This window comes from Delftia sp. 11MD, from assembly GCF_050907895.1.
Taxonomy (GTDB): domain Bacteria; phylum Pseudomonadota; class Gammaproteobacteria; order Burkholderiales; family Burkholderiaceae_C; genus Comamonas; species Comamonas tsuruhatensis.
Map to the genome: position 1 here is coordinate 1382582 of NZ_CP194333.1, position 21661 is coordinate 1404242.

Here is a 21661-nt window from a genome sequence, read left to right on the forward strand (position 1 = left end):
CCGACGTGATACGCAAGACCCGTGGCGCCGCCAAGGCCGCCCCTTCCTCTCCCGCCAACGCCGCAGATGCCGAGCTGCCCGAAGTCAGCGTCTCCGACGATGGCGATGTGCGCCACCTGCATCTGGGCACGCCCTGGATCCAGGGCTCCATGCGCATACGCGAGCCCTTCGAGATCGAGCTGGAGTACGTGCAGCGCATGATGGGCTGGCTGCTGTTCATGGAACCCGCCAGCGTGGCCGGGCGCCATGCCATGCAGCTGGGCTTGGGCGCCGCGGCCATCACCAAGTTCTGCCACAAGAAGCTGCGCATGCGCACCACGGCCATCGAGCTGAACCCGCAGGTGCTGGCCGTGTGCCGCAGCTGGTTCAAGCTGCCGCCCGACAGCGACACGCTGCGCGTGGTGCTGGCCGATGCGGCCCAGGAAATCCGCAAGAGCCAGTGGCTGGGCACGGTCGATGCGCTGGCCGTTGATCTCTATGACCACGATGCGGCCGCGCCCGTGCTGGACAGCGCCGAGTTCTATGCCGATTGCCGCAATCTGCTGACCGAGGACGGCATCATGACCGTCAACCTGTTCGGCCGCACCTCCAGCTACGAGCGCAGCCTGGCACGCATGGCCGAAGCCTTTGGCGAAGAGGCCATGTGGGCCTTCCGCCCCACGCGCGAAGGCAACACCGTGGTGCTGGCCCAGCGCACCCCGCGCGCGCTCGACCCCGCAGCGCTGCAGGCCGCCAGCGCCCAGGTGCAGGCCCGCTGGGACCTGCCCACCACGCGCTGGCCCAAGATCTTCGTGCGGCCCTGGTAGAGCGGGCTGGCCGGGCAGGGAGGCCGGCAGGCTTACCATAGGGCGCAGTTCAGCTTCCGGCCCAACGCCATGTCCGACCCGACCTCCACCGCACAGCCCACAACCGCCGTCGCTCCGCGCAATCCTTCGGGGCCCCTGGACTGGCGCAGGCTGGTGCAGTGGCTGCAGGCCGACGGCGTGATCACGGCCGAAGAGGCCCAGCGCACCGTGGCGCGCTGCTCGCAGGCCGAGAGCACCCAGCACCCGCTGGTCCGGCTGGCCAACGTGGGCGTGGCCCGGGCCGGTGACGGGCGCGCGCTGGACATCGAGGAGCTGACCCAGTACCTGGCGAGCCGCAGCGGCCTGGCCTACCTGCGCATCGACCCGCTGCGCGTGGATGCGGGCCGCGTGGGCGAAATCATGAGCGCCAGCTATGCCGAGCGCCACAAGGTGCTGCCCGTGCAGGTGTCGCCGCAGGAAGTGGTGGTGGCCACGGCCGAGCCGTTCATCGACGACTGGGTAGCCGAGGTCGAGCGCCAGGCGCGCCGCAAGGTGCGCCGCGTGCTGGCCAGTCCGGTGGACCTCAAGCGCTACACGGGCGAGTTCTTCGCCTTGGCCAAGTCGGTGCGCGCTGCCGAGAAGGCCGGCGGTGCGGCCAGCGCGGCCAGCTTCGAGCAGCTGGTGGAGCTGGGCAACAGCAGCAAGCAGCTCGATGCCAACGACCAGGGCGTGGTGCGCGTGGTGGACTGGCTGTGGCAATACGCCTTCGACCAGCGCGCCAGCGACATCCACATGGAGCCCCGGCGCGACCAGGGCGTGATCCGCTTTCGCATCGACGGCGTGCTGCATCCGGTCTACCAGGTGCCCATGGGCGTGCTCAACGCCATGGTCTCGCGCGTGAAGCTGCTCGGGCGCATGGACGTGGTGGAAAAGCGCCGTCCCCAGGATGGGCGCATCAAGACCCGCAACCCGCGCGGCGACGAGGTGGAAATGCGCCTGTCCACGCTGCCCACGGCCTTTGGCGAAAAGCTGGTGATGCGGATCTTCGACCCCGACAACACGGTCAAGGACCTGGACGCCCTGGGCTTCACCAGCCATGACGCCCAGCGCTGGAACGAGCTGGTGCGCCGCCCGCACGGCATCATCCTCGTGACCGGTCCCACGGGCTCGGGCAAGACCACCACGCTGTACTCCACGCTCAAGCGCGTGGCCACGGAGGAGGTCAACGTCAGCACCGTGGAGGACCCGATCGAAATGATCGAGCCCACCTTCAACCAGACCCAGGTGCAGACGCAGCTGGACTTCGGCTTCACCGAGGGACTGCGTTCGCTGATGCGCCAGGACCCGGACATCATCATGGTGGGCGAAATCCGTGACCTGGCCACGGCCGAGATGGCCGTGCAGGCCGCGCTGACCGGCCACCTGGTGTTCTCCACGCTGCACACCAACGATGCGCCCAGCGCCGTGAGCCGGCTGATGGAGCTGGGCGTGCCGCCCTACCTGATCAACGCCACGCTGCTGGGCGTGCTGGCCCAGCGCCTGGTGCGCACGCTGTGCCCGCAATGCAAGCAGCGCGACGAGGAGACTTCGGCCGCCACGCTGGCCGAGGCCGTGCGGCCCTGGAAACTGTCAGGCAGCTACCAGCCCTACAAGCCCGTGGGCTGCGTGGATTGCCGCATGACGGGCTTTCGCGGGCGCATGGGCCTGTACGAGCTGCTGACCGTGAGCGAGGCGCTCAAGCAGCAGATCCACACCTCGCCGTCCATGGATGCGCTGCGCCGCCAGGCCGTGCAGGACGGCATGCGTCCGCTGCGCCTGGCCGGAGCCCTGCGCGTGGCCGAAGGCGTGACCACGCTGCAAGAGGTCATGGCCAGCACGCCCCTGCTGGGCTGACTGGCGGATAAAAACGTAAGTGCCTGCTCTTGCGCAGGCCGTTGCCAATGATGGATGGGGTGCCTGGCATGGGCACCCTTTTTTCCTCATGCGGGTAGGACATGAGGGTATGCCCTTTGTAGGTGGAATCCACATTCGGACACAGTTTTTCTGAACGCAAAATCGCCGGGTCGTGATTCCGTAAGGAGACATTCTCGTGAAAATCAAGAGTCAGAAAGACTTTTTTTCCGGCGTGATGTTTTTGGTTGTCGGCCTCGCTTTTGCGATCGGCGCAACCAACTACACCGTCGGCACCGGTGCCCGCATGGGCCCGGGCTACTTCCCGCTGATCCTGGGTGTGCTGATGTCCATTCTGGGCACGGCCATCTGCTTCTCCGGCCTGACCAAGGGACCCTCCGGCGGTGACAAGATCGGCAAGTGGGCGTGGAAGCAGGTGTTCTTCATCCTGGCCGCGAACTTTGCCTTCGGCATCCTGCTGGTCGGCGTTCCCAATCTGGGCATTCCCCAGTTCGGTCTGATCGTCGCCATCTATGCGCTGGTGTTCATCGCCAGCCTGGGCGGCCATAGCTTCAACTTCAAGGAAGTGGCAATTCTGGCCACCGTTCTTGCCGTAGGCAGCTATGTGGCCTTCGTGTGGGCACTGAATCTGCAGTTCCCCGTCTGGCCCAGCTTCATCACCGGCTAAGCAGGAGCATCGTCCGTGGAACTTTTTCAGAACCTGGCGACCGGCTTCGGCGTCGCCTTCACTTTCCAGAACCTGATCTACTGCTTCGTCGGCTGTCTGCTCGGTACGCTCATCGGCGTGCTCCCAGGCATCGGCCCCGTGGCAACGATCGCCATGCTGCTGCCAGCGACCTACGCCCTGCCTCCGGTGGCGGCGCTGATCATGCTGGCCGGTATCTACTACGGTGCGCAGTACGGTGGCTCGACCACCGCCATTTTGGTGAACCTGCCGGGTGAATCCTCGTCCGTGGTGACCGTGATCGACGGCTACCAGATGGCCAGAAAGGGGCGAGCGGGACCCGCTCTCGCTGCCGCAGGACTCGGCTCGTTCTTCGCAGGCTGCGTGGGCACCGTGATCCTGGCCGCCTTCGCGCCTCCGCTGACGGAAGTGGCCTTCAAGTTCGGCCCTGCCGAGTACTTCTCGCTGATGACCCTGGGCCTGATCGGCGCCGTGGTGCTGGCTTCGGGCTCGCTGCTCAAGGCCATTGCGATGATCGTGCTGGGCCTGCTGCTGGGCATGGTCGGTACCGACGTGAACTCCGGTGTGGCCCGGTACAGCTTCGACATTCCCGAACTGACCGACGGTATCGACTTCGTCGTGATCGCCATGGGCGTGTTCGGCTACGGCGAAATCATTGCCAACCTGTCCAAGCCCGAGGACGAGCGCGAAGTGTTCGCAGCCAAGGTGACGGGCCTGATGCCCACCGCCGAGGACTTCAAGCGCATGCTGCCTGCCATGCTGCGCGGCACGGCCCTGGGTTCTGCCCTGGGTATCCTGCCCGGTGGCGGTGCCATGCTGTCGGCCTTTGCTGCCTACACCATCGAGAAGAAGACCAAGCTCAAGCCGGGCGAAGTCCCCTTCGGCCAAGGCAACATCCGTGGCGTGTGCGCGCCCGAGTCGGCCAACAACGCAGGTTCGCAGACCTCCTTCATCCCGCTGCTGACGCTGGGCATTCCGCCCAACGCCGTGATGGCACTGATGGTGGGCGCGATGACCATCCACAACATCCAGCCGGGCCCGCAGGTGATGACCAGCAACCCCGAGCTGTTCTGGGGCCTGATCGCCTCGATGTGGATCGGCAACCTGATGCTGATCGTCCTGAACCTGCCGCTGATCGGCGTCTGGATCAAGCTGCTGACCGTGCCCTACCGCTGGCTGTTCCCGTCCATCGTGCTGTTCTGCGCGATCGGCGTGTACGGTACCAACAACAACACCTGGGACGTGTGGATGGTGGGTATCTTCGGCTTCGTGGGCTATGTGTTCCACAAGCTGGGCACCGAACCGGCTCCCTTGCTGCTGGGCTTCATCCTGGGCCCGATGATGGAAGAAAACCTGCGCCGTGCGCTGCTGCTGTCGCGTGGCGACTGGAGCGTGTTCGTGACCCGTCCGATCTCGGCCGGCCTGCTGCTCGCCGCCGTGGTGCTGCTGGTGGTGGTGCTGATGCCCGCAGTGAAGAACAAGCGCGAAGAAGCATTCGTCGAGGATTGATCGCCTCAGCGCTGCAACCATGTTGCTTGACGGCCCTTCGGGGCCGCTTTTTTTTGCGTCGACGAGAAATGCACGTGAAAGCTGTTGATCCCGGATGGCAGGAGGACGCAGCGCCCGTGCCTGCACAATAGCGCGCAGTCTTTCGAGGTCACGATGTCCCCACTTCTGTCATCCCAGCACCCGCTGCGCGTGCTGCTGCACAACGAGATCCATGCGCGTCCCGCCGAGGAAATGCAGGCGCCGCTGGCCATCACCCACGTGGTGATGCTCACCGACGCGGCCCAGCGCGAGGCCAGCCGCGCCCATGTGGCCACCCTGCTGCGCAACCACCACCTGCCCCCGCCCGATGCGGCGACCACGCATGTGCTCATCGATCTGGGCGCCTTTCACCTGCGCTGGGAGCTGCACACGGAATTCGTCTGCTGGACCTTCAGCAAGCCCATGTCGCAGGCCGGCATGGACGATGTGCGCGAGCCCGAGGCCGCCATCGACTACGTGCCGCGCGACTGGCTGGCTGCATTGCCTGGCCAGTGCCTGAGCGGCCTGCACCTGTGGGCCTTGCAGGAACAGGCGATCAACGAGCCGCACCTGGTGCGCCACCTGCTGCAGGAAGACACGCTGGTGGGCGCACGCGTGGCCGGCGATGCGGGCAAGGTCTACACGGACTTCGCCATCCATGCCGATGGCTTCTCGCGCATGCTGCTGCTGGCCGGCGAATCGCTGTCGCCGCGCCGCCTGGGGCGGCTGGTGCAGCGCCTGCTGGAGATCGAGACCTACCGCATGGCGGCCTTGCTGGGCCTGCCTGCCGCCCGCCAGGCCGCTGCCGTTCTGGCCACGGCCGAGCGGGACCTGGCGGCCCTGGCCCATTCCATCCGCCTGGCGGACCGCGATGCCGAGCCGGCGCTGCTGGACCGGCTCACGCGCCTGGCCGGGCAGGTGGAGAGCGAGTACGCCACCACGCACTCGCGCTTTTCCGCCAGTGCGGCCTATTTCGAACTGGTGGACAAGCGCATTCAGGACATCCAGGAATCACGCATCGACGGCATACAGACCATCCGCGAGTTCATGGACCGGCGCCTGACGCCGGCGCGCAGCACCTGCGAATGGGCGGCGCGGCGGCAGAACGCGCTGTCCGAGCGCGTCTCGCGCGTCAGCAGCCTGCTGCGCACGCGCGTGGAGATCGAGCAGCAGCAAAGCAGCCAGCAACTGCTGGGCGCCATGAACCAGCGCCAGGACATGCAGCTCAAGCTGCAGTCCACGGTGGAAGGCCTGTCCGTGGCCGCCATCACCTACTACTTCACGGGCCTGATCAGCTATCTGGCCAAGGGCGCCAAGGCCCTGGGCTGGCCCTGGTCGCCGGAGAGCACGGCCGCCGTCGCCATTCCCGTGGTGGCGCTGGGTGTGTGGTGGTCCTTGCGCAGGCTGCACCACAGGCTGTTCCGTGGCCAGCACGGCGGCGGCGCGCATTGAAGGCAGCGCCAGGGGCTCGCCGGTGCGCCGGCGAGTTCACGTTTTCTCACGTTTGGCGTGAAAGCGTCGAAGCCTCGCGCACAATGTGCGCTGCCGTTCTGCAAGGATCGAGCAAGGTTTTGTTTGTTCAGGAGTGAGACATGGATCTGGGAATCGCGGGCAAGTGGGCCCTGGTATGTGGCGCCAGCAAGGGCCTGGGCTTTGGCTGTGCCAAGGCGCTGGCGCAAGAGGGTGTGAACCTGGTGATCAATGCGCGCAATCCCGAGGCCCTGCAGGAGGCCGCGGCCAGCCTTGCGGCCCTCGCGCCGCAGGTGAAGGTGCTGGCCGTTGCCGCCGACATCACCACCGAGGAAGGCCGTGCCGCCGTGCTGTCGGCCGCCGGCGGCCCGGGCGTGGATTTCGATATCGTCATCACCAATGCGGGCGGCCCGCCTCCCGGCGATTTCCGTGACTGGGACCGCGCGGCCTGGCTCAAGGCCGTGGACGCCAACATGCTCACGCCCATCGAGCTGATCAAGGCCACGGTGGACGGCATGGCGGCACGCGGCTTCGGCCGCATCGTCAACATCACGTCCAGCGCCGTGAAGGCGCCCATCGACATCCTGGGCCTGTCCAACGGCGCGCGCAGCGGCCTCACGGGCTTTGTGGCGGGCCTGGCGCGCAGCGGCATCGCGGCCAAGGGCGTGACCATCAACAACCTGCTGCCCGGCAAGTTCGACACCGACCGCCTGCGCACCACCTTCACGGCCGCCGCCAACAAGAGCGGCAAGAGCCTGGACGATGTGCGCCTGGTGCAGCAATCCCAGGTGCCGGCGCGCCGCTTCGGCACGCCCGATGAATTCGGCGCCATCTGCGCCTTCCTGTGCAGCGCCCACGCAGGCTACATGACGGGCCAGAACATCCTGCCCGACGGCGGCCTGTACGCAGGAACCTTCTGATGCGCCAGGGCACTGCGACCATGACCGCCTCCGGAGCCCGCAAGCCCCGGACAGTGCCAGGCATGGCCGCGCAGTTGCAAACGGGCGGCGGACAGGGGCGGTCTTGAAAACCCCGGCCCTGCATCGCGGCCAGCGGCCTCGCCGCAGCCTGCCCATGTCGCATGCCATGCAGGGAGCCGGGAGATGAGCGAACTGTCCCACCAGACGGACTGGTCGCAGGCGATTGCAGGCCCCTCCGCGCGCCCGGCGGCTGCGCTCAGTCCCCCAGGCGTGCGCCATACCCTGGGCCTGATGCTCGTGCTGCTGACGGTGGCCCTGGCGGCCGCCGTCGTCTGGCTGCTCAGCGGCATGCGCACCACCGCGCAGGAAGAGGCATCGCTGCGCCTGGTGCGCTTTGTGCTCGGTACCGAGGCGGCCATCAGCCGCAGCCTTGAATCCCTGGACGCACTGGCCATGGGGGTGGATGAATGGCTGGGTTCGCGCGATCCCGCATCGGCCTCGCAGCCGCAACTGCAGGAGATGCTGCACGCCATGGAGCGGCAGAACACGCTGGCGCGCCGCGCCTCCGTGCACGACTCCAAGGGCCGCGAGCTGGCGGCTTCGGGCGATGGCCCGGCCATTGATCTGCCGGCCCAGGCCTGGGAGCGCCTTGCGGCCCAAAGCCGCTCAGAATTGCTGGCCAGCCCGCCTTCCGTGGCGCCGCAGCCGCCGGGCGGCGAGCGCATGCTCTATCTGGTGCGCCCGCTGAGCCGTGCGCAGCAGGGTGGCTATGTGCTGATGCAGGTGCCGGTGGCGGCGCTGGGCGCGGTGCTGGCCCAGGGCGGCGTGCTGGACGGACTGGAAGTCACGCTGGAGCAGGGCAGCGGCGAGCTGCTGCTGTCCATGCCCCCCTACGGCGAGGCCTCGGCTGCGCGGTTGCTGCCGGCGACATCGCAGTTGGCGTCCAGCGGCGTCATGCCCATGGCCGCACGCCTGAGCCGCGTGCCCGCCCTGGTGGCCGCGCATCCGCTGCCCAAGGGCAATCTGTGGGTCACGGCCAGCCTGCCCATGTCCTCCGTGCTGGCGGGCTGGCGTGTGGCGGCCTGGCTGATGGTGCTGGCCGTGATGATCTTCGGCGTGCTGCTGGCCATACTGGGCTGGACGGTCCACCGCTACATGGATCGCCTGCATGCCGCGCGCCGTCAGGCACAGCGCTCCGAGCAATGGCTGGACCAGGCGCTGGACAGCATGGTCAGCGGCTTTTTGCTGCTGGATTCACAGCAGCGCGTGCTGCGCTGGAATCGCTGCTACGAGGAGATGTTTCCATGGCATGCGGATCAGCTGGAGCCCGGCCGGCCCCTGCAATCCCTGCTGGATGCCAGCCCCAGCGCCGTGGGTCTGGTGGCGGCGCCGGAGCAGATCGATGAGGCGAAGGACCTGCACCGGCAACTGGTGCTGCGTCCTGGCGTCCCCATGGAGCAGCAACTGGCCAGCGGCCGTTTCGTGCAGATGACGGCGCGCCCGGCTGCCGAGGGCGGCGTGGTCATCACCTACAACGATGTCACCGATATCCGGCTGGCCACGGCCGAGATCGAAAGCCTGGCCTTCTACGATCCGCTGACCAGCCTGCCCAATCGCCGCCTGCTGCTGGACCGCCTGGCCCAGGCCACGGTGCTGGCTGCGCGCGAAGGCTGGACCGGGGCGCTGCTGTTCCTGGACCTGGACCAGTTCAAGATGCTCAACGACACGCTGGGCCATGAAGTGGGCGACCAGCTGCTGCAGCAGGTGGCGCACCGGCTGCGCAGCGCCGTGCGCTCTTCGGACACGGTGGCGCGCCTGGGGGGCGATGAATTCGTGGTCATGCTCTGCGAGCTGTCGCACGAGCCTGCCGAGGCGGCCACGCTGGCCCAGCGCATTGGCGAGAAGATCCTGGCGCGGCTCAACCAGTCCTATGTGCTGGGTGCCCACCTGCACCGCAGCGCCTGCAGCATTGGCGCCACGCTGTTCGGCCGCCAGCCGCAGTCGGCGGCCGAGCTGCTCAAGCAGGCGGACATCGCCATGTACCAGATCAAGGCGCGCAACGGCAGCGGCCTGTGCTTCTTCGATCCGCAGATGCAGGTGGAGATCCACCAGCGCGTGCGCATGGAGGGCGACCTGCGCCAGGCCCTGGCGCAGTCCCAGTTCGAGCTGCACTATCAGCCCCAGTTCACGCTGGCAGGCGAGGTCATCGGTGCCGAAGCCCTGCTGCGCTGGCGCCACCCCGAGCGCGGCCTGGTGCCGCCCGGCATGTTCATCGCCGTGGCTGAGGAAAGCGAGATCATCGTGCCGCTGGGCATGTGGGTGGTGCGCACGGCCTGCGAGCAGCTGGCTGCCTGGCAAAAGGATGCGCGGCTGCGCCATCTGCAGGTGGCCGTGAATGTCAGTGCCCGCCAGTTCCGCCACCAGGACTTTGCCTCCCAGGTCATCGAGCAGGTGCGCAGCGCAGGCATCGCCCCCCATCTGCTCAAGCTGGAGCTGACCGAGTCGCTGGTGATCGAGAACGTGCAGGAGTCCATCGCCAAGATGAAGCAGCTGCGCAGCCATGGCGTGTGCTTTTCCATGGACGACTTCGGCACCGGCCATTCCTCGCTGACCTACCTCACCCAGCTGCCGCTGAACCAGCTCAAGATCGACCAGTCCTTCGTGCGCCACCTGGGTATGCGCCATACCGACGATGTGATCGTGCAGACCATCATCGGCATGGCTCGCAACCTCAACCTGGATGTGATCGCCGAAGGTGTGGAAACGCTGGAGCAGCGCGCCCTGCTGGCGCACTACGGCTGCGAGTACTGCCAGGGCTATCTGTTCAGCCCGCCCGTTCCCATCCGCGCGTTCGAACAGCTGCTGGCCAAGGTGCCCGTGCGCACCACGGCACACGGCCTGCCCAAAGCTATCCCCGGCGCGAAGACACCATGATGCCGCCCACGATGAGTACGAACGCCAGGCCGTGGTACAGGCGCGGCGCTTCGCCCAGCAGCGCGATCGACAGCAGGGCGGTGAACAGCGGGATCAGATTGCCGAAAAAGCCCGCCACGGCCGGGCTGCTGCGCTGCACGCCCAGCCCCCAGAAACGGTAGGCCAGGATGGCCGGGCCCAGGGCGATGAACAGCAGTGCCCCGCCCAGCGGCCAGCCCCACTGAATGTGGAACTGGCCCATGGCCATCTCGCCGCCTGTGAACAGGCCGGACCAGCCCAGGCCGAAGACCATCTGGGCCAGCAAAAAGCCTGCCCAGTCCGAGCGCAGCCGCTGCGGGACCTGCGCCTTGGACAGCAGCCAGGTGTAGAGGGCCCAGACCATGGTGGCCAGCACCATGAACAGATCGCCGGGCACGAGCTGCAGATGCAGCAGCAGCTCGGGATCTCCGCGCGACAGCACCACGGCCACGCCCAGCATCGACAGCAGTGCGCCCAGCAGTTGGCGCCGGCTGACGGGAATGCCCCAGACGATGCGGCCCAGGGCCAGCATCCACACCGGCATGCTGGAGCTGACCAGGGTGACGTTCAGCGGCGTCGAGGTCTTGAGCGCCAGATACAGCAGCGCGTTGTAGCAGCCGATGCCCAGCAGGCCCAGCACGGCGAACTGCCGCCAGTGGCTCCAGGTGCCGCTGCTGCGGCCCAGTGCCCATCCTGCCAGCGGCACAAGCAGGACAAAGGCAATGGCCCAGCGCAGGAAGTTCAGCGCAAACGGCGAGATCAGGTCATGGACCAGGCGGCCCACGATGGCGTTGCCGGCCCACAGCAGGGGCGGCAGCGTCAGGATGGCGGCGGTGGACAGCTTCAGCGGCGGGCTCGTGTGGCTCATAGGCCCGCCACTATAGGTGCTGCGAACGCTCTTTGCCGGCCTTGCGCCAGTCCTGTGCGGGCCCGGTGCAGCGTCTTGCGCGTGGCCTCCCGAAACATGGCACGATGCCGCTCTTGTTGGTTTTTTGCAGGAGTGCATCCCATGGGTATTGCAGTGCAGATCCGCCACAACGGCGGCCCCGAAGTCCTGGAGCTGGTGCAGGTCGCCGTGGGCGAGCCCGGGCCGGGCCAGGTGCGCATACGCCACCATGCGGTGGGCCTGAACTTCATCGATGTCTACCAGCGTTCGGGCCTGTACTCGCTGCCCATGCCCTTGAGCCTGGGCATGGAGGGCGCAGGCGTGGTCGAGGCCGTGGGAGAGGGCGTGCAGCACCTGGGCGTGGGCGACCGCGTGGCCTATGCCAGCAATCCGCCGGGCAGCTACAGCGAAGTGCGTGTCATGCCCGCCATGTGCGTGTGCCGCCTGCCCGACGCCATCGCGTTCGAGACGGCTGCCGCCATGATGCTCAAGGGCCTGACGGCCCAGTACCTGCTCAAGAAATGCATTCCGGTGGAGGGCCTGGCACCGGGTGATGCCGTGCTGTTCCATGCGGCGGCCGGTGGCGTGGGCCTGATTGCCTGCCAATGGGCCAGGGCCATGGGCCTGCAGCTCATCGCCACGGCAGGCTCGGACGAGAAGTGCGCGCTGGCCCTGGCCAACGGCGCGGCCCATGCCATCAACTACCGCAGCGAGAACTTCGCCGAACGCGTGCAGGAAATCACGGGCGGCCAGGGCGTGAAGGTGGTCTACGACAGCGTGGGCAAGGACACCTGGGAAGGCTCGCTGGCCTGCCTGCGGCGCTTTGGGCTGATGGTCAGCTTCGGCAACGCATCCGGTCCCGTGGCGCCTTTCGCTCCTGCCGTGCTGGCGGCCAAGTCGCTGTATGTGACGCGCCAGACCCTGTTCTCCCACATCACCAGCCGCGAGGCCACCCAGGCCATGGCCGACGATTTGTTCGCCGTGGTGGAAAGCGGTGCCGTGAAGATCCACATCGACCAGCGCTATCCGCTGGCCGAGGTGCGCCAGGCCCATCTGGACCTGGAGGCACGCAGGACCACGGGCTCCACCATCTTGCTGCCATGAACGGGGAAAAGAGCCCAGCCGACCCAGGCGTGCAGGCATGGCTGAACCGGGTGCGCGCCGCAACCCGCCAGCCTGCGCTGCAGCCGCGCCGGCCGCTTCAGGTGGCGGCAGAGGAAATCGGTTCGCTGGAAGATGGGCTGGCTGCGCAGTTGCCGGACGGGGTGATGCAGGCCCATGGCGTGGCGCTGCGGCAGCAGGCCGGCCACTGGCACCTGCAGGGCGAAGGTGATGCCACGGCCCTGCTCAACGCCCTGGCACGCGTGCTGCGAGCCTGCGGCCACAGCGGCCCCTGGCGCGATGAGCAACTGGCAGTGTGCAACGTGCAGGGTCAGCGCATTGGCACCGTGGAGCGTGGCGCCGTGCGTCCGCTGGGCATTGCCACCCTGGCCGTGCACCTGGTGGGCGAGACGGCCGACGGCCGCATCTGGGTGCAGCAGCGCGCCGACAGCAAGCCCACCAACCCCGGCATGTGGGACACGCTGATGGGCGGCATGGTGGCCGCGCACGATACCCTGGAACAAGCCGTGCAGCGTGAAACCTGGGAAGAGGCCGGCCTGCGCGTGGGCGAGCTGCAGGGCCTGCGCCATGGCGGCCACGTACTGTTCGAGCGCCCCAGCGACGAGGCCGAGGGCCGTGGCTTCATGCGCGAACGCATCGACTGGTTCAGCGCCACCGTGCCGGCTGCGCTGGAGCCCAGCAACCAGGATGGCGAGGTGCAGGCCTTTGCACTGATAGAGCGCGACCAGCTCGTGCAATGGCTGCTGCAGGACCGCTTCACGCCCGAGGCCGCCCAGGTGCTGGCGGCCTGGCTGGGCTGGTGAACGGGCAAGGCTTGCGGCGCCTCAGCGCGCCGCCTTGTCCAGCGCCGATTCCTTGAGCCGGCTGGGCGCCAGGGCGCCGGCCGATTCCAGGATGGGATAGGCCACAGAGCAAAGCAGCGAGTTGATGCGCTTGAGGTCGCTGATGAGGTCGATGTGCAGCGAGCTGGTCTCTATGCTGGAGACGGTGTTGTCGGACAGGCGGGCCAGGTGGGTGGCCGAGTAGGCCAGTTCCAGATCGCGAAAGCGCGCCTTTTCCTCCAGCAGCTTCTGGGCCTCGCGCACATTGCCGTTGAGAAAGACGCTCATGGCCAGGCGCAGATTGTCCAGCAGGTGGTGCAGCAGCTCGCGGATCTCCTGCGTGCCGGCCTCGGAAAACTGGCGGCCCTTCTTGATCTTCTTGTCCTCGATGTCCAGCAGCACGCGCTCGATGATGTCCCCGATCTGCTCCATGTTGATGGTGAAGCTGATGATTTCGGTCCAGCGCTGGCCCTCGCGTTCGTCGAGTTCGGCGCGCGAGATCTTGGTCATGTAGTACTTGATGGCCGAGTACAGGTCGTCCACCGTGCCTTCGAGTTCGCGCAGCTCCTGGGACAGCTTGAGGTCGTCGGTCTCCAGCACGCGCTGCATGCCGATCAGCATGGACTCGACCATGTCGGCCTGGTGCAGGGCCTCGCGCGCGGCGCAGGAAATGGCCAGCGACGGCGTGCTCAGCGCCGACGGGTCCAGGTGGCGCGGGCGCAGCAGGCTGGTGGAACTGGCCTCGGGCTTGGGCAGCAGGGCCGTCACCCAGCGCGCCACGGTCTGCGTCAGGCCGATGAAGCACAGGCTGTTGAAGATGTTGAAGGCCAGGTGGAACAGCACGATGTTCTGGCCCTTGCCGTCGATCAGCGGCATCACATAGGTGGCCCACAGCCCCAGGAAGGGCGCCACGATGGCCACGCCCATGATCTTGAACAGCATGTTGCCGATGGTGACCTGGCGCACCTCCACGCTGGACTTGGCCGTGGTCAGCACGGCCACCAGGCCGCTGCCGATGTTGGCACCCAGCGTCAGGCCCAGCGCCACTTCCATGGGAATCGCGCCCGAGCTGGCCATGGCCGCGATCAGCAGCACGATGGCCAGGCTGGAATAGGCCATCACGGCCAGCAGTGCACCCAGCAGCAGCTCCATGAAGATGTCGCTGGTGACAGAGGCCAGCAGGGTGCGCACGGCGGGGGCTTCCAGCAGCGGCTCGGTGGCATCGACCACCAGGCGCAGGGCCAGCAGCATCACGCCCAGGCCGATGAGCACGCGGCCTATGCGCCCGGCCGTGGTGTCCTGGCGCGTGATGAACAGCACCACGCCGACAAAGATGAACAGCGGCGACAGCCAGGACAGGTCGGTGGAGAACAGCACGGCCATCAGCGCCGTGCCCACGTCGGCGCCGCGCATCACGGCCAGCGCGGCCGGCAGCGAGATCAGGCCCTGGCCCACGAAGGCCGAGGTCATCAGCGAGGTCGCCGTGCTCGACTGCACCAGCGCAGTCACGCCCAGGCCGGACAGCGCGGCCGAGAAGCGGTTGCTCATGCTGTGGGCGAGCAGGTTGCGCAGGTTGGCGCCGAACACCCGCAGCACGCCGGTGCGGACCATGTGCGTGCCCCAGACCAGCAGGGCGATGGCGGCCAGTAGATTGAGTAAGTGCTTCATGTGCTGTGAGCGGAGAAGCGGACCAATATAACCCCGGTCCCGGCTTGCGCGCAGGAGAGTCGGCCGCATGAGCGCACAGTTTGGTGCGAAATAAGGAAAATTGTAGAAATAAAACGAATCGAAAAGAATTTCGGTTGACCCAAAACGCACTCAGGAAAACCCGAGGAAAACCCGCCGGCATGCAGCCGGTGGCCCCCTCAATGAAAAAGCCCCTCGCAAGAGGGGCTGGCGGCGGCGGCTCCGGCTGCGGCAGGGATCAGGCGCCCTTGGCCCGCCGTGCGCGCAGCACCTCGTCCAGGATCAGCAGGGCCGCGCCCACGCTGATGGCGATGTCGGCCGCATTGAAGGCCGGAAAGTGCGAACGGCCCCAGTAGAAGTCCAGGAAGTCCACCACGTAGCCGTGCTGCAGGCGGTCCACCACGTTGCCGATGGCACCGCCCAGGATGCTGGCCAGCGAGAAGCAAAACAGCTTCTGCCCCGGATGCTTGCGCAACTGCCAGACGATGAGCAGCGTGGCCGCCGCGCCGATGCCCACGAACAGCCAGCGCTGCCAGCCACCGGCTCCAGCCAGGAACGAGAAGGCCGCCCCCGTGTTGTGGGCCCGCACGATATTGAAAAAGCCCGTGATCGGCGTCCAGTCGCCCAGCTGGTAGGCATCAAGGATCCACTGCTTGGTGAGCTGGTCGATGGCGATGATCGCCAGCGACCAGGCCAGCCAGGGCCAGATGCGGCGGCTGCGGGATTCGGGGACTGCGGCAAAGCTAGGGGTCATGGCAGCGCCTCGGTGGGATTACGCCTTGCGGCGCTCTTCGCCGGCACCGTGCAGGTTGCTGTCGCAACGGCCGCACAGGCTGGGGTGCTCGGGGTTGATGCCCACGTCGGCACGGTAATGCCAGCAGCGGTCGCACTTGGCATGGCTGCTGGGTGTGACGGCGGCCTGCAGCGTCTCGCCCGCCAGGGCCTCGGCGGCCGAGGTGATGAAGACGAACTTCAGGTCGTCGCCCAGGCTTTGCAGCAGGGCCAGGTCTTCGGGCTGCGCCGAGACACGGACTTCGGCCTGCAGCGAGGAGCCGACCCGGCCTTCGGCGCGCACGGCCTCGATGTCCTTGTTCACCACGTCGCGGATCTCGCGCAGGCGGGCCCACTTGGCCAGCAGGGCCTCGTCGCCGGCCGGCAGGTCGGTGTAGGTCTCCAGGAAGATGGACTCGCTGTTGCCGAAGACCTTCCAGGCCTCTTCGGCCGTGAAGGACAGGAAGGGCGCCATCCAGCGCAGCATGGCGTGCGTGATCTGGTGCAGGGCGGTCTGGGCGCTGCGGCGGGCCAGGCTCTTGGGCGCGCTGGTATACAGGCGGTCCTTGAGCACGTCCAGGTAGAAGCCGCCCAGGTCTTCCGAGCAGAACAGCTGCAGCTTGGCCACCACGGGGTGGAATTCATAGACCTTGTAGTGGGCCAGCACCTCGGCCTGGAACTGGGCCGCGCGGGCCAGGGCCCAGCGGTCGATCTCCAGCAGCTCTTCGGTGGCAACCGAGTCTTTCGCCGCGTCGAAGTCGCTGACGTTGGCCAGCAGGAAGCGCAGCGTGTTGCGGATGCGGCGGTAGGCGTCCACCACGCGGGCCAGGATCTTGTCGTCGATGCCCAGGTCGCCCGAGTAGTCGGTCGAGGCCACCCACAGGCGGATGATCTCGGCGCCCATCTTGTTGCTCACGTCCTGCGGGGCGACGGTGTTGCCCAGCGACTTGGACATCTTCTTGCCCTGGCCGTCCACGGTGAAGCCGTGGGTCAGCAGGCCGCGGTAGGGCGCGCGCCCGAAGATGGCCGAGGCCAGCAGCAGCGACGAATGGAACCAGCCGCGGTGCTGGTCATGGCCTTCCAGGTAAAGGTCGGCCTCGGGGCCCTGGTCGTGGTGCATGTCGGCGTGCGTGCCGCGCATCACATGCCAGAAGGTGGAGCCGGAGTCGAACCAGACTTCGAGGATGTCGGTGCTCTTGGTGTAGTGCACGGCTTCCTCGGCGCCCAGGATGTCCTCGGCCGTCACGCGGCTCCAGGCCTCGATGCCGCCTTGCTCAACCATGGCGGCGGCCTGGTCGATGATCTCCATGGTGCGCGGATGCAGTTCGCCGCTGTCCTTGTGCAGGAAGAAGGGCAGGGGCACGCCCCAGCTGCGCTGGCGCGAGATGCACCAGTCGGGCCGGCCGGCGATCATGTCGCGCAGGCGGGTCTTGCCGTTCTCCGGGTAGAACTGGGTGTGCTCGATGGCTTCCAGCGCGATCTGGCGCAGCGTCTGCGCGGGCTTGTCACCGGGCTTGGTGAACACGCCCTCGCCCTCATCCATGCGGATGAACCACTGGGCGGCGGCGCGGTAGATCACCGGCGTCTTGTGGCGCCAGCAGTGCGGGTAGCTGTGGGTGATGGTCGTGGTATCCAGCAGGCGGTCGCCCAGCTTGAGCGCATCGATGATGACGGGGACGGCCTTCCAGATGTGCTGGCCGCCGAACAGCGGCAGCTCGGGTGCGTAGACGCCGTTGCCCTGCACGGGGCTCAGGATGTCATCGCGCGTCATGCCGTTGTTCATGCAGCTGTTGAAGTCGTCCACGCCGTAGGCGGGGGCCGAGTGCACGATGCCGGTGCCGTCATCGGCCGTGGCGTAGTCGGCCAGGAACACGGGCGAGACGCGGTCAAAGCCCTTGTCCACGTGGGCCAGCGGGTGCTTGAACTGCAGGTGGTCCAGCTTCCTTCCCACGGCGGTGGCAAGGACCTGGCCTTCGAGCTTCCAGCGTGCCAGGCATTTGTCGACCAGGGCGGAGGCCACGATCAGCAGGCCGCGCTCGGTATCCACCAGGCTGTATTCCAGCTCGGGGTTGACGTTGAGCGCCTGGTTGGCGGGGATGGTCCAGGCCGTCGTCGTCCAGATGACGATGAAGGCGGGCTTGGCCAGCGAGGTCAGCCCGAAGGCGGCCGCCAGCCTGTCGGGCTCGGCCGTGGGGAACATCACGTCCAGCGTCTGGCTTTGCTTGTCGGCGTACTCGATCTCGAACTCGGCCAGCGAGGAGCCGCAGTCAAAGCACCAGTACACCGGCTTGAGGCCGCGGTAGACGAAGCCGCGCTCCATGACGCGCTTCAAGGCGCGCAGCTCGGCGGCCTCGTTGGCGTAGTTCATGGTCTTGTAGGGATGGTCCCAGTCGCCGAGCACGCCCAGGCGCTTGAAGTCCACCATCTGCTGGGCGATCTGCTCGGTGGCGAATGCACGGCTCTTGGCCTGCATCTCGTCGCGCGGCAGATTGCGGCCATGCAGCTTTTCGATGGCGTTCTCGATGGGCAGGCCGTGGCAGTCCCAGCCCGGCACGTACATGGCGTCGAAGCCCTCGAGCTGGCGGCTCTTGACGATCATGTCCTTGAGCGCCTTGTTCACCGCATGGCCGATGTGGATCTTGCCGTTGGCGTAGGGCGGGCCGTCGTGCAGGATGAACTTGGGCGCACCGTGGCGCGCATCGCGCAGCTTCTTGTAGATGCCCTTGTCCTCCCATTCCTGGACCCAGCCCGGCTCGCGCTTGGGCAGATCGCCGCGCATGGGGAAGGGCGTGTCGGGCATGTTCAGCGTGGCGCGATAGCCCGCATTGGCGTTGGGAGAGACTTTCGAATCAGACATGGAGAACCTTGAAAGCAGGCCAGAGCCCGGACCGTCTGGTCCAGGCACGGGAAAAAGGGGAGGAAGCCTGGTGCGCACCCGCGCCCGGGCAGGTGACGGAGATCGTCAAATTCGGTCGCGCGTGGTCTGGCGACGGGTCTCGGTGTAGATGGGTGTGTGGATGGTGGCGAAGAACGCGCGCGCGTCATCGCAGTCCTTGGCGATGCCGGCGGTGAGGGCGTCGAGACTGTCGTACTTCAGCTCGTCGTGCAGTTTGTGCAGAAGTTCCACGCGGATGATTTTACCGTAGGCCTCTTCGCCACCCGGCGCGCCGGGCCAATCGAGGCAGTGGGTTTCCAGCAGGACGCGCCCGCCGTTGACATCCGTCGGGTCCAGGGAAGGGCGCACACCGAGGTTGGCCACGCCGCGCAGAGGACGCTCATGCAGTCCGTGGACCAGCACCGCGAAGATGCCGCTGGCCGCGGGCTTCCAATGGTTGAAGCGCAGGTTCAGCGTTCGAAAGCCGTCGCCCGCGCCCTGGCGGCTTTCGGCCAGGCTGCGGCCCAGCTTGCGCCCGTGGACCACATGGCCGGAGATGGTGTAGGGATGACCCAGCAGCCGCGCCGCATCCTGCATGCGCCCCTCGGCCAGGGCGCAGCGCACATGGGTGCTGGACACGCGCAGGCCATGCACTTCGTAGCTGTTCATGCGGGCCACGTCAAAGCCCTGGCGCTGGCCTGCCGCGTCCAGCATGGCGTAGTCGCCCGCGCGCTGGGCGCCGAAGCGGAAATCGTCGCCGACCAGCACGTATTTCGCGCCCAGGCCGGCCACCAGCACCTCATCGATGAAGGCCTGGGGCGCCTGGCTGGCCAGCGCCCGGTTGAAGGGCAGCACCACGGTCTGGTCCACGCCGCAGCGCTGCAGCTCCGACAGCTTGTCGCGCAGCGTGCCTATGCGCGCCGGCGCGATCTCGGGCCGGCCCAGGGCCTGGGCGAAGTAGTCGCGCGGATGGGGCTCGAAGGTCAGCACGCAGGTGGGCACGCCACGCTGGGCAGCTTCAGCCGACAGCAGGGCCAGCATGGCCTGGTGACCCCGGTGAACACCATCGAAATTGCCGATGGTGACGGCGCAGGCCGGTTCTCGCCCTGGATGGTTGAAGCCTCGAAAAATCTTCATGGGACGCTTTGTTTTCAATAGCGGCTGGCACGCGCGCAGCCAGCGCAGGCTGTCAATCCGACACGGAAACAGAGTATATTGCCTCGATAAGGCCTGCCTTGCAGGCCCTGTGCACTGGCTGCATTCCCGTTCACCTTGGTGTCAGAGGAGGCGTGTCGTGAAGGTCTTGAAGCTGTCGGCCCAAGGGCTGCCCCAATCCTGGATTACGCTGGAGCAGGCGGCGCTGCATTACGCGGCGGACGATGTGCGCTGGGAGTCCGGCGGGGAAGTCGCCTGTTTCCGCGGTGGCCACAATGCCGTCACGGGCTGCCAGTCGGTCATTCACATCAACAGCATCATCGGCACGCGCGGTGCGCCCTCCATCAACCCGCACAGCCTGCAGCCGGGCCTGACCAACGGCAAGCTGTTCGCACGCGACCGCTGCATCTGTGCCTACTGCGGCCGGGTCTTCCACGAAAACGACCTCACGCGCGAACACATCGTGCCCATCTCCGCAGGCGGCGGCCATCACTGGATGAATCTGGTGACTGCCTGCCGTTCCTGCAACCACCGCAAGGGCGCCCGCACGCCTGAACAGGCGCGCATGCCCCTGCTCTACACGCCCTATGTACCCAGCCTCTGGGAAGACTTCATCCTGCGCAACCGGCGGATTCTGGCGGACCAGATGGAGTTTCTGCTTCTGCATGTGCCCAGAAGCTCGCGCTGGGCGCGCGATAGCCTCGTCGGGGACGGTGGGGCGCCCACGCACGAGGTGGCGTGGGCTTGATGAGAACTGTCAGGCAGCGGTCTTGGTTGCGGTCACGACGAAGCCCTGAACCGGTTGCCCGCCTTCCTGCCGCAGCACCAGTTCCTCGGTCGATACGCTGAAGCCCGCTTGCTTGCACAGTGCTTCGATATGGCTGCGCTTGTGGGCGTAGCGTTGGCTGTTTTGCAGCACCAGGTCGGGGCCGTCTTCTGGCGCAGTTTCGCAGGAGAAGATGAATTCGCCACCCGTCTTCAGAATGCGCGCCGCATTGGGGATGACCGTAGCTGCATCGCCAACGTAGATCAGTACATCGAGGCAGGTGATCACGTCATACTCGCTGTCCGGAGTGTCGCGCAGGGCATCCAGCAGGCTCACGTTGTGGAAACGGTCATAGATGCCGTGCCGTGCCGCCTGTTCGATCATTTTCACGGAACTGTCCACGCCGATCAGGAAGCCCTGCATGGAGCCCAGACAGACACCCAGCAGGCCTGTGCCACAGCCCAGGTCCAGCAGGTTAAAGTCCTTTTCTGGATTGCGCGCGACCAACTGTTCTGCGACGCGTTTGGGCAGCTGGTAGCCGAGGCCACGCACCATGTGCATATCGTATTGCTCGGCCATTCCGTCGAACAAGGGCCTGTGCATCTCAACAGGCTGGTGGGCCGGGGTTTCGCCCCGGGCCAGGGCTGCGTAGTAGATCAGCGTGGCATCCTCGGGGGATCGTTCCTGCAGCATGCGGATGTCAGGCAGTGCCGCAGCAGGCTCGCCGCGTGCGATGCAGGCCTTGATTCGGCCAATGCGCAGTGACGGCTGCTCGGGCTGCTCCTGTACCAGGGCGTCCCAGATCTGCCCTGCCTCGGCGTGTTGCTGCAGGCTGCTCAGATCGTTGGCCAGATACTGGCGCAGCATGGTGTCGCCGGGAAATAGCTCCAAGCCTCTGCGCAGGTGCTCCACGGCCATTGCGGTATGACCGGCGCGGTGGGCGATGTCCACCACGCCTGCCAGTACCTGCGGATTTCCAGGCTCGATGCGCGCCACTTTCTCAGCCAGTTCCAGAGCAGAATCGAATTGGCTGCGACGAGCCCGATAGAGCGCGGTTTCCAGCAGGCCTGGTCCCCACATGGGCGCCAGTTCGAGGCAGCGTTCGAATGTCTCTTCGGCTTTGGCGTGATTGCCGGCTTTCTCCGCCATCAGCGCCGCCAACATGAAGACGCGTGCGTCGTTCGGCATCTGGCGCTGGGCCTTGTTCAGAGTCTGTGCGGCCTTGCGCAGATCGCCGTTGGAGATCTGCTGGCGAGCCATTTCCAGGTGCTTGCGGTTGATATCGGCGGGGATGGAAGTAGCGCTCATGGACAGGTGTGTGTTTATGGC

General features: G+C 66.8%; 16 protein-coding genes. 10 read left to right on the plus strand and 6 right to left on the minus strand.

Translation table 11 applies throughout. The features are described 5' to 3' along the window. The first annotated feature begins 5 nt into the window (after positions 1-5). From ACRSCF_RS06265 to ACRSCF_RS06295, 7 genes are all read left to right on the plus strand, one after another. Positions 6-806 carry a hypothetical protein gene (locus tag ACRSCF_RS06265; RefSeq protein WP_016445733.1) on the plus strand — a complete coding sequence of 267 codons (801 nt, stop codon included), beginning with the start codon at positions 6-8 and terminating at the stop codon, positions 804-806. 69 nt (positions 807-875) lie between these two features. After that, positions 876-2678 carry a GspE/PulE family protein gene (locus ACRSCF_RS06270; RefSeq protein ID WP_034364099.1) on the plus strand — a complete coding sequence of 601 codons (1803 nt, stop codon included), beginning with the start codon at positions 876-878 and terminating at the stop codon, positions 2676-2678. Between the two features lie 196 nt (positions 2679-2874). After that, on the plus strand, positions 2875-3363 hold the full coding sequence (locus tag ACRSCF_RS06275) for a tripartite tricarboxylate transporter TctB family protein (RefSeq protein ID WP_016445735.1): 489 nt from the start codon (positions 2875-2877) through the stop codon (positions 3361-3363). A 15-nt stretch (positions 3364-3378) separates the two neighbouring features. Continuing rightward, a complete protein-coding gene (locus ACRSCF_RS06280) occupies positions 3379-4890 on the plus strand; it encodes a tripartite tricarboxylate transporter permease (protein ID WP_016445736.1) in 1512 nt (503 codons plus the stop codon). Between the two features lie 153 nt (positions 4891-5043). Beyond that, complete coding sequence (locus tag ACRSCF_RS06285) at positions 5044-6360, plus strand: DUF3422 family protein (protein ID WP_016445737.1); 1317 nt, start codon at positions 5044-5046, stop codon at positions 6358-6360. Between the two features lie 140 nt (positions 6361-6500). Further along, complete coding sequence (locus ACRSCF_RS06290; RefSeq protein WP_016445738.1) at positions 6501-7298, plus strand: SDR family oxidoreductase; 798 nt, start codon at positions 6501-6503, stop codon at positions 7296-7298. A 183-nt stretch (positions 7299-7481) separates the two neighbouring features. Beyond that, positions 7482-10232, plus strand: coding sequence for a bifunctional diguanylate cyclase/phosphodiesterase (locus tag ACRSCF_RS06295; protein WP_244387874.1), 2751 nt, complete (start codon positions 7482-7484; stop codon positions 10230-10232). Here ACRSCF_RS06295 and ACRSCF_RS06300 read toward each other — a convergent pair. Then, on the minus strand, positions 10207-11118 hold the full coding sequence (locus tag ACRSCF_RS06300) for a DMT family transporter (RefSeq protein ID WP_034364101.1): 912 nt from the start codon (positions 11116-11118) through the stop codon (positions 10207-10209). The two genes, ACRSCF_RS06295 and ACRSCF_RS06300, sit on opposite strands and share 26 nt — an antisense overlap. A gap of 141 nt (positions 11119-11259) precedes the next feature. Here ACRSCF_RS06300 and ACRSCF_RS06305 point away from each other — a divergent pair, with 141 nt between their 5' ends. Together ACRSCF_RS06305 and ACRSCF_RS06310 are read left to right on the plus strand one after the other, a co-directional pair. Continuing rightward, complete coding sequence (locus ACRSCF_RS06305; RefSeq protein ID WP_016445741.1) at positions 11260-12240, plus strand: quinone oxidoreductase family protein; 981 nt, start codon at positions 11260-11262, stop codon at positions 12238-12240. Beyond that, positions 12237-13061 carry an NUDIX hydrolase gene (locus ACRSCF_RS06310; protein ID WP_016451091.1) on the plus strand — a complete coding sequence of 275 codons (825 nt, stop codon included), beginning with the start codon at positions 12237-12239 and terminating at the stop codon, positions 13059-13061. Before ACRSCF_RS06305 ends, ACRSCF_RS06310 begins: the two co-directional genes overlap by 4 nt. Before the next feature lie 21 nt (positions 13062-13082). Here ACRSCF_RS06310 and ACRSCF_RS06315 read toward each other — a convergent pair whose 3' ends face one another. From ACRSCF_RS06315 to ACRSCF_RS06330, 4 genes are all read right to left on the minus strand, one after another. Beyond that, positions 13083-14747, minus strand: coding sequence for a Na/Pi cotransporter family protein (locus tag ACRSCF_RS06315; RefSeq protein WP_016445743.1), 1665 nt, complete (start codon positions 14745-14747; stop codon positions 13083-13085). A 256-nt stretch (positions 14748-15003) separates the two neighbouring features. Further along, positions 15004-15519 (minus strand): signal peptidase II, encoded by a 516-nt coding sequence (gene lspA, locus ACRSCF_RS06320; RefSeq protein ID WP_016445744.1) that lies wholly within the window; start codon positions 15517-15519, stop codon positions 15004-15006. An 18-nt stretch (positions 15520-15537) separates the two neighbouring features. Then, positions 15538-18393 carry an isoleucine--tRNA ligase gene (gene ileS, locus ACRSCF_RS06325; protein ID WP_047217419.1) on the minus strand — a complete coding sequence of 952 codons (2856 nt, stop codon included), beginning with the start codon at positions 18391-18393 and terminating at the stop codon, positions 15538-15540. Between the two features lie 105 nt (positions 18394-18498). Next, entirely contained in the window at positions 18499-19548 is a 1050-nt protein-coding gene (locus ACRSCF_RS06330) for a bifunctional riboflavin kinase/FAD synthetase (protein ID WP_034399628.1), read from the minus strand. Between the two features lie 157 nt (positions 19549-19705). On the opposite strand from ACRSCF_RS06330, the gene ACRSCF_RS06335 reads away from it, so the two are divergent. Beyond that, complete coding sequence (locus tag ACRSCF_RS06335; RefSeq protein WP_016445747.1) at positions 19706-20314, plus strand: HNH endonuclease; 609 nt, start codon at positions 19706-19708, stop codon at positions 20312-20314. Between the two features lie 9 nt (positions 20315-20323). On the opposite strand, the gene ACRSCF_RS06340 is transcribed toward ACRSCF_RS06335, so the two are convergent. Then, positions 20324-21640, minus strand: a complete 1317-nt coding sequence (locus ACRSCF_RS06340) for a methyltransferase domain-containing protein (protein ID WP_244387875.1) — start codon at positions 21638-21640, stop codon at positions 20324-20326. Positions 21641-21661 lie beyond the last annotated feature (21 nt).

Coding starts and splice junctions, on each gene's coding strand:
- ACRSCF_RS06270 (WP_034364099.1), top strand. CDS start 876: ATGTCCGACCCGACCTCCACCGCACAGCCCACAACCGCCGTCGCTCCG.
- ACRSCF_RS06285 (WP_016445737.1), top strand. CDS start 5,044: ATGTCCCCACTTCTGTCATCCCAGCACCCGCTGCGCGTGCTGCTGCAC.
- ACRSCF_RS06290 (WP_016445738.1), top strand. CDS start 6,501: ATGGATCTGGGAATCGCGGGCAAGTGGGCCCTGGTATGTGGCGCCAGC.
- ACRSCF_RS06295 (WP_244387874.1), top strand. CDS start 7,482: ATGAGCGAACTGTCCCACCAGACGGACTGGTCGCAGGCGATTGCAGGC.
- ACRSCF_RS06300 (WP_034364101.1), bottom strand. CDS start 11,118: ATGAGCCACACGAGCCCGCCGCTGAAGCTGTCCACCGCCGCCATCCTG.
- ACRSCF_RS06305 (WP_016445741.1), top strand. CDS start 11,260: ATGGGTATTGCAGTGCAGATCCGCCACAACGGCGGCCCCGAAGTCCTG.
- ACRSCF_RS06310 (WP_016451091.1), top strand. CDS start 12,237: ATGAACGGGGAAAAGAGCCCAGCCGACCCAGGCGTGCAGGCATGGCTG.
- ACRSCF_RS06315 (WP_016445743.1), bottom strand. CDS start 14,747: ATGAAGCACTTACTCAATCTACTGGCCGCCATCGCCCTGCTGGTCTGG.
- lspA (WP_016445744.1), bottom strand. CDS start 15,519: ATGACCCCTAGCTTTGCCGCAGTCCCCGAATCCCGCAGCCGCCGCATC.
- ileS (WP_047217419.1), bottom strand. CDS start 18,393: ATGTCTGATTCGAAAGTCTCTCCCAACGCCAATGCGGGCTATCGCGCC.
- ACRSCF_RS06330 (WP_034399628.1), bottom strand. CDS start 19,548: ATGAAGATTTTTCGAGGCTTCAACCATCCAGGGCGAGAACCGGCCTGC.
- ACRSCF_RS06340 (WP_244387875.1), bottom strand. CDS start 21,640: ATGAGCGCTACTTCCATCCCCGCCGATATCAACCGCAAGCACCTGGAA.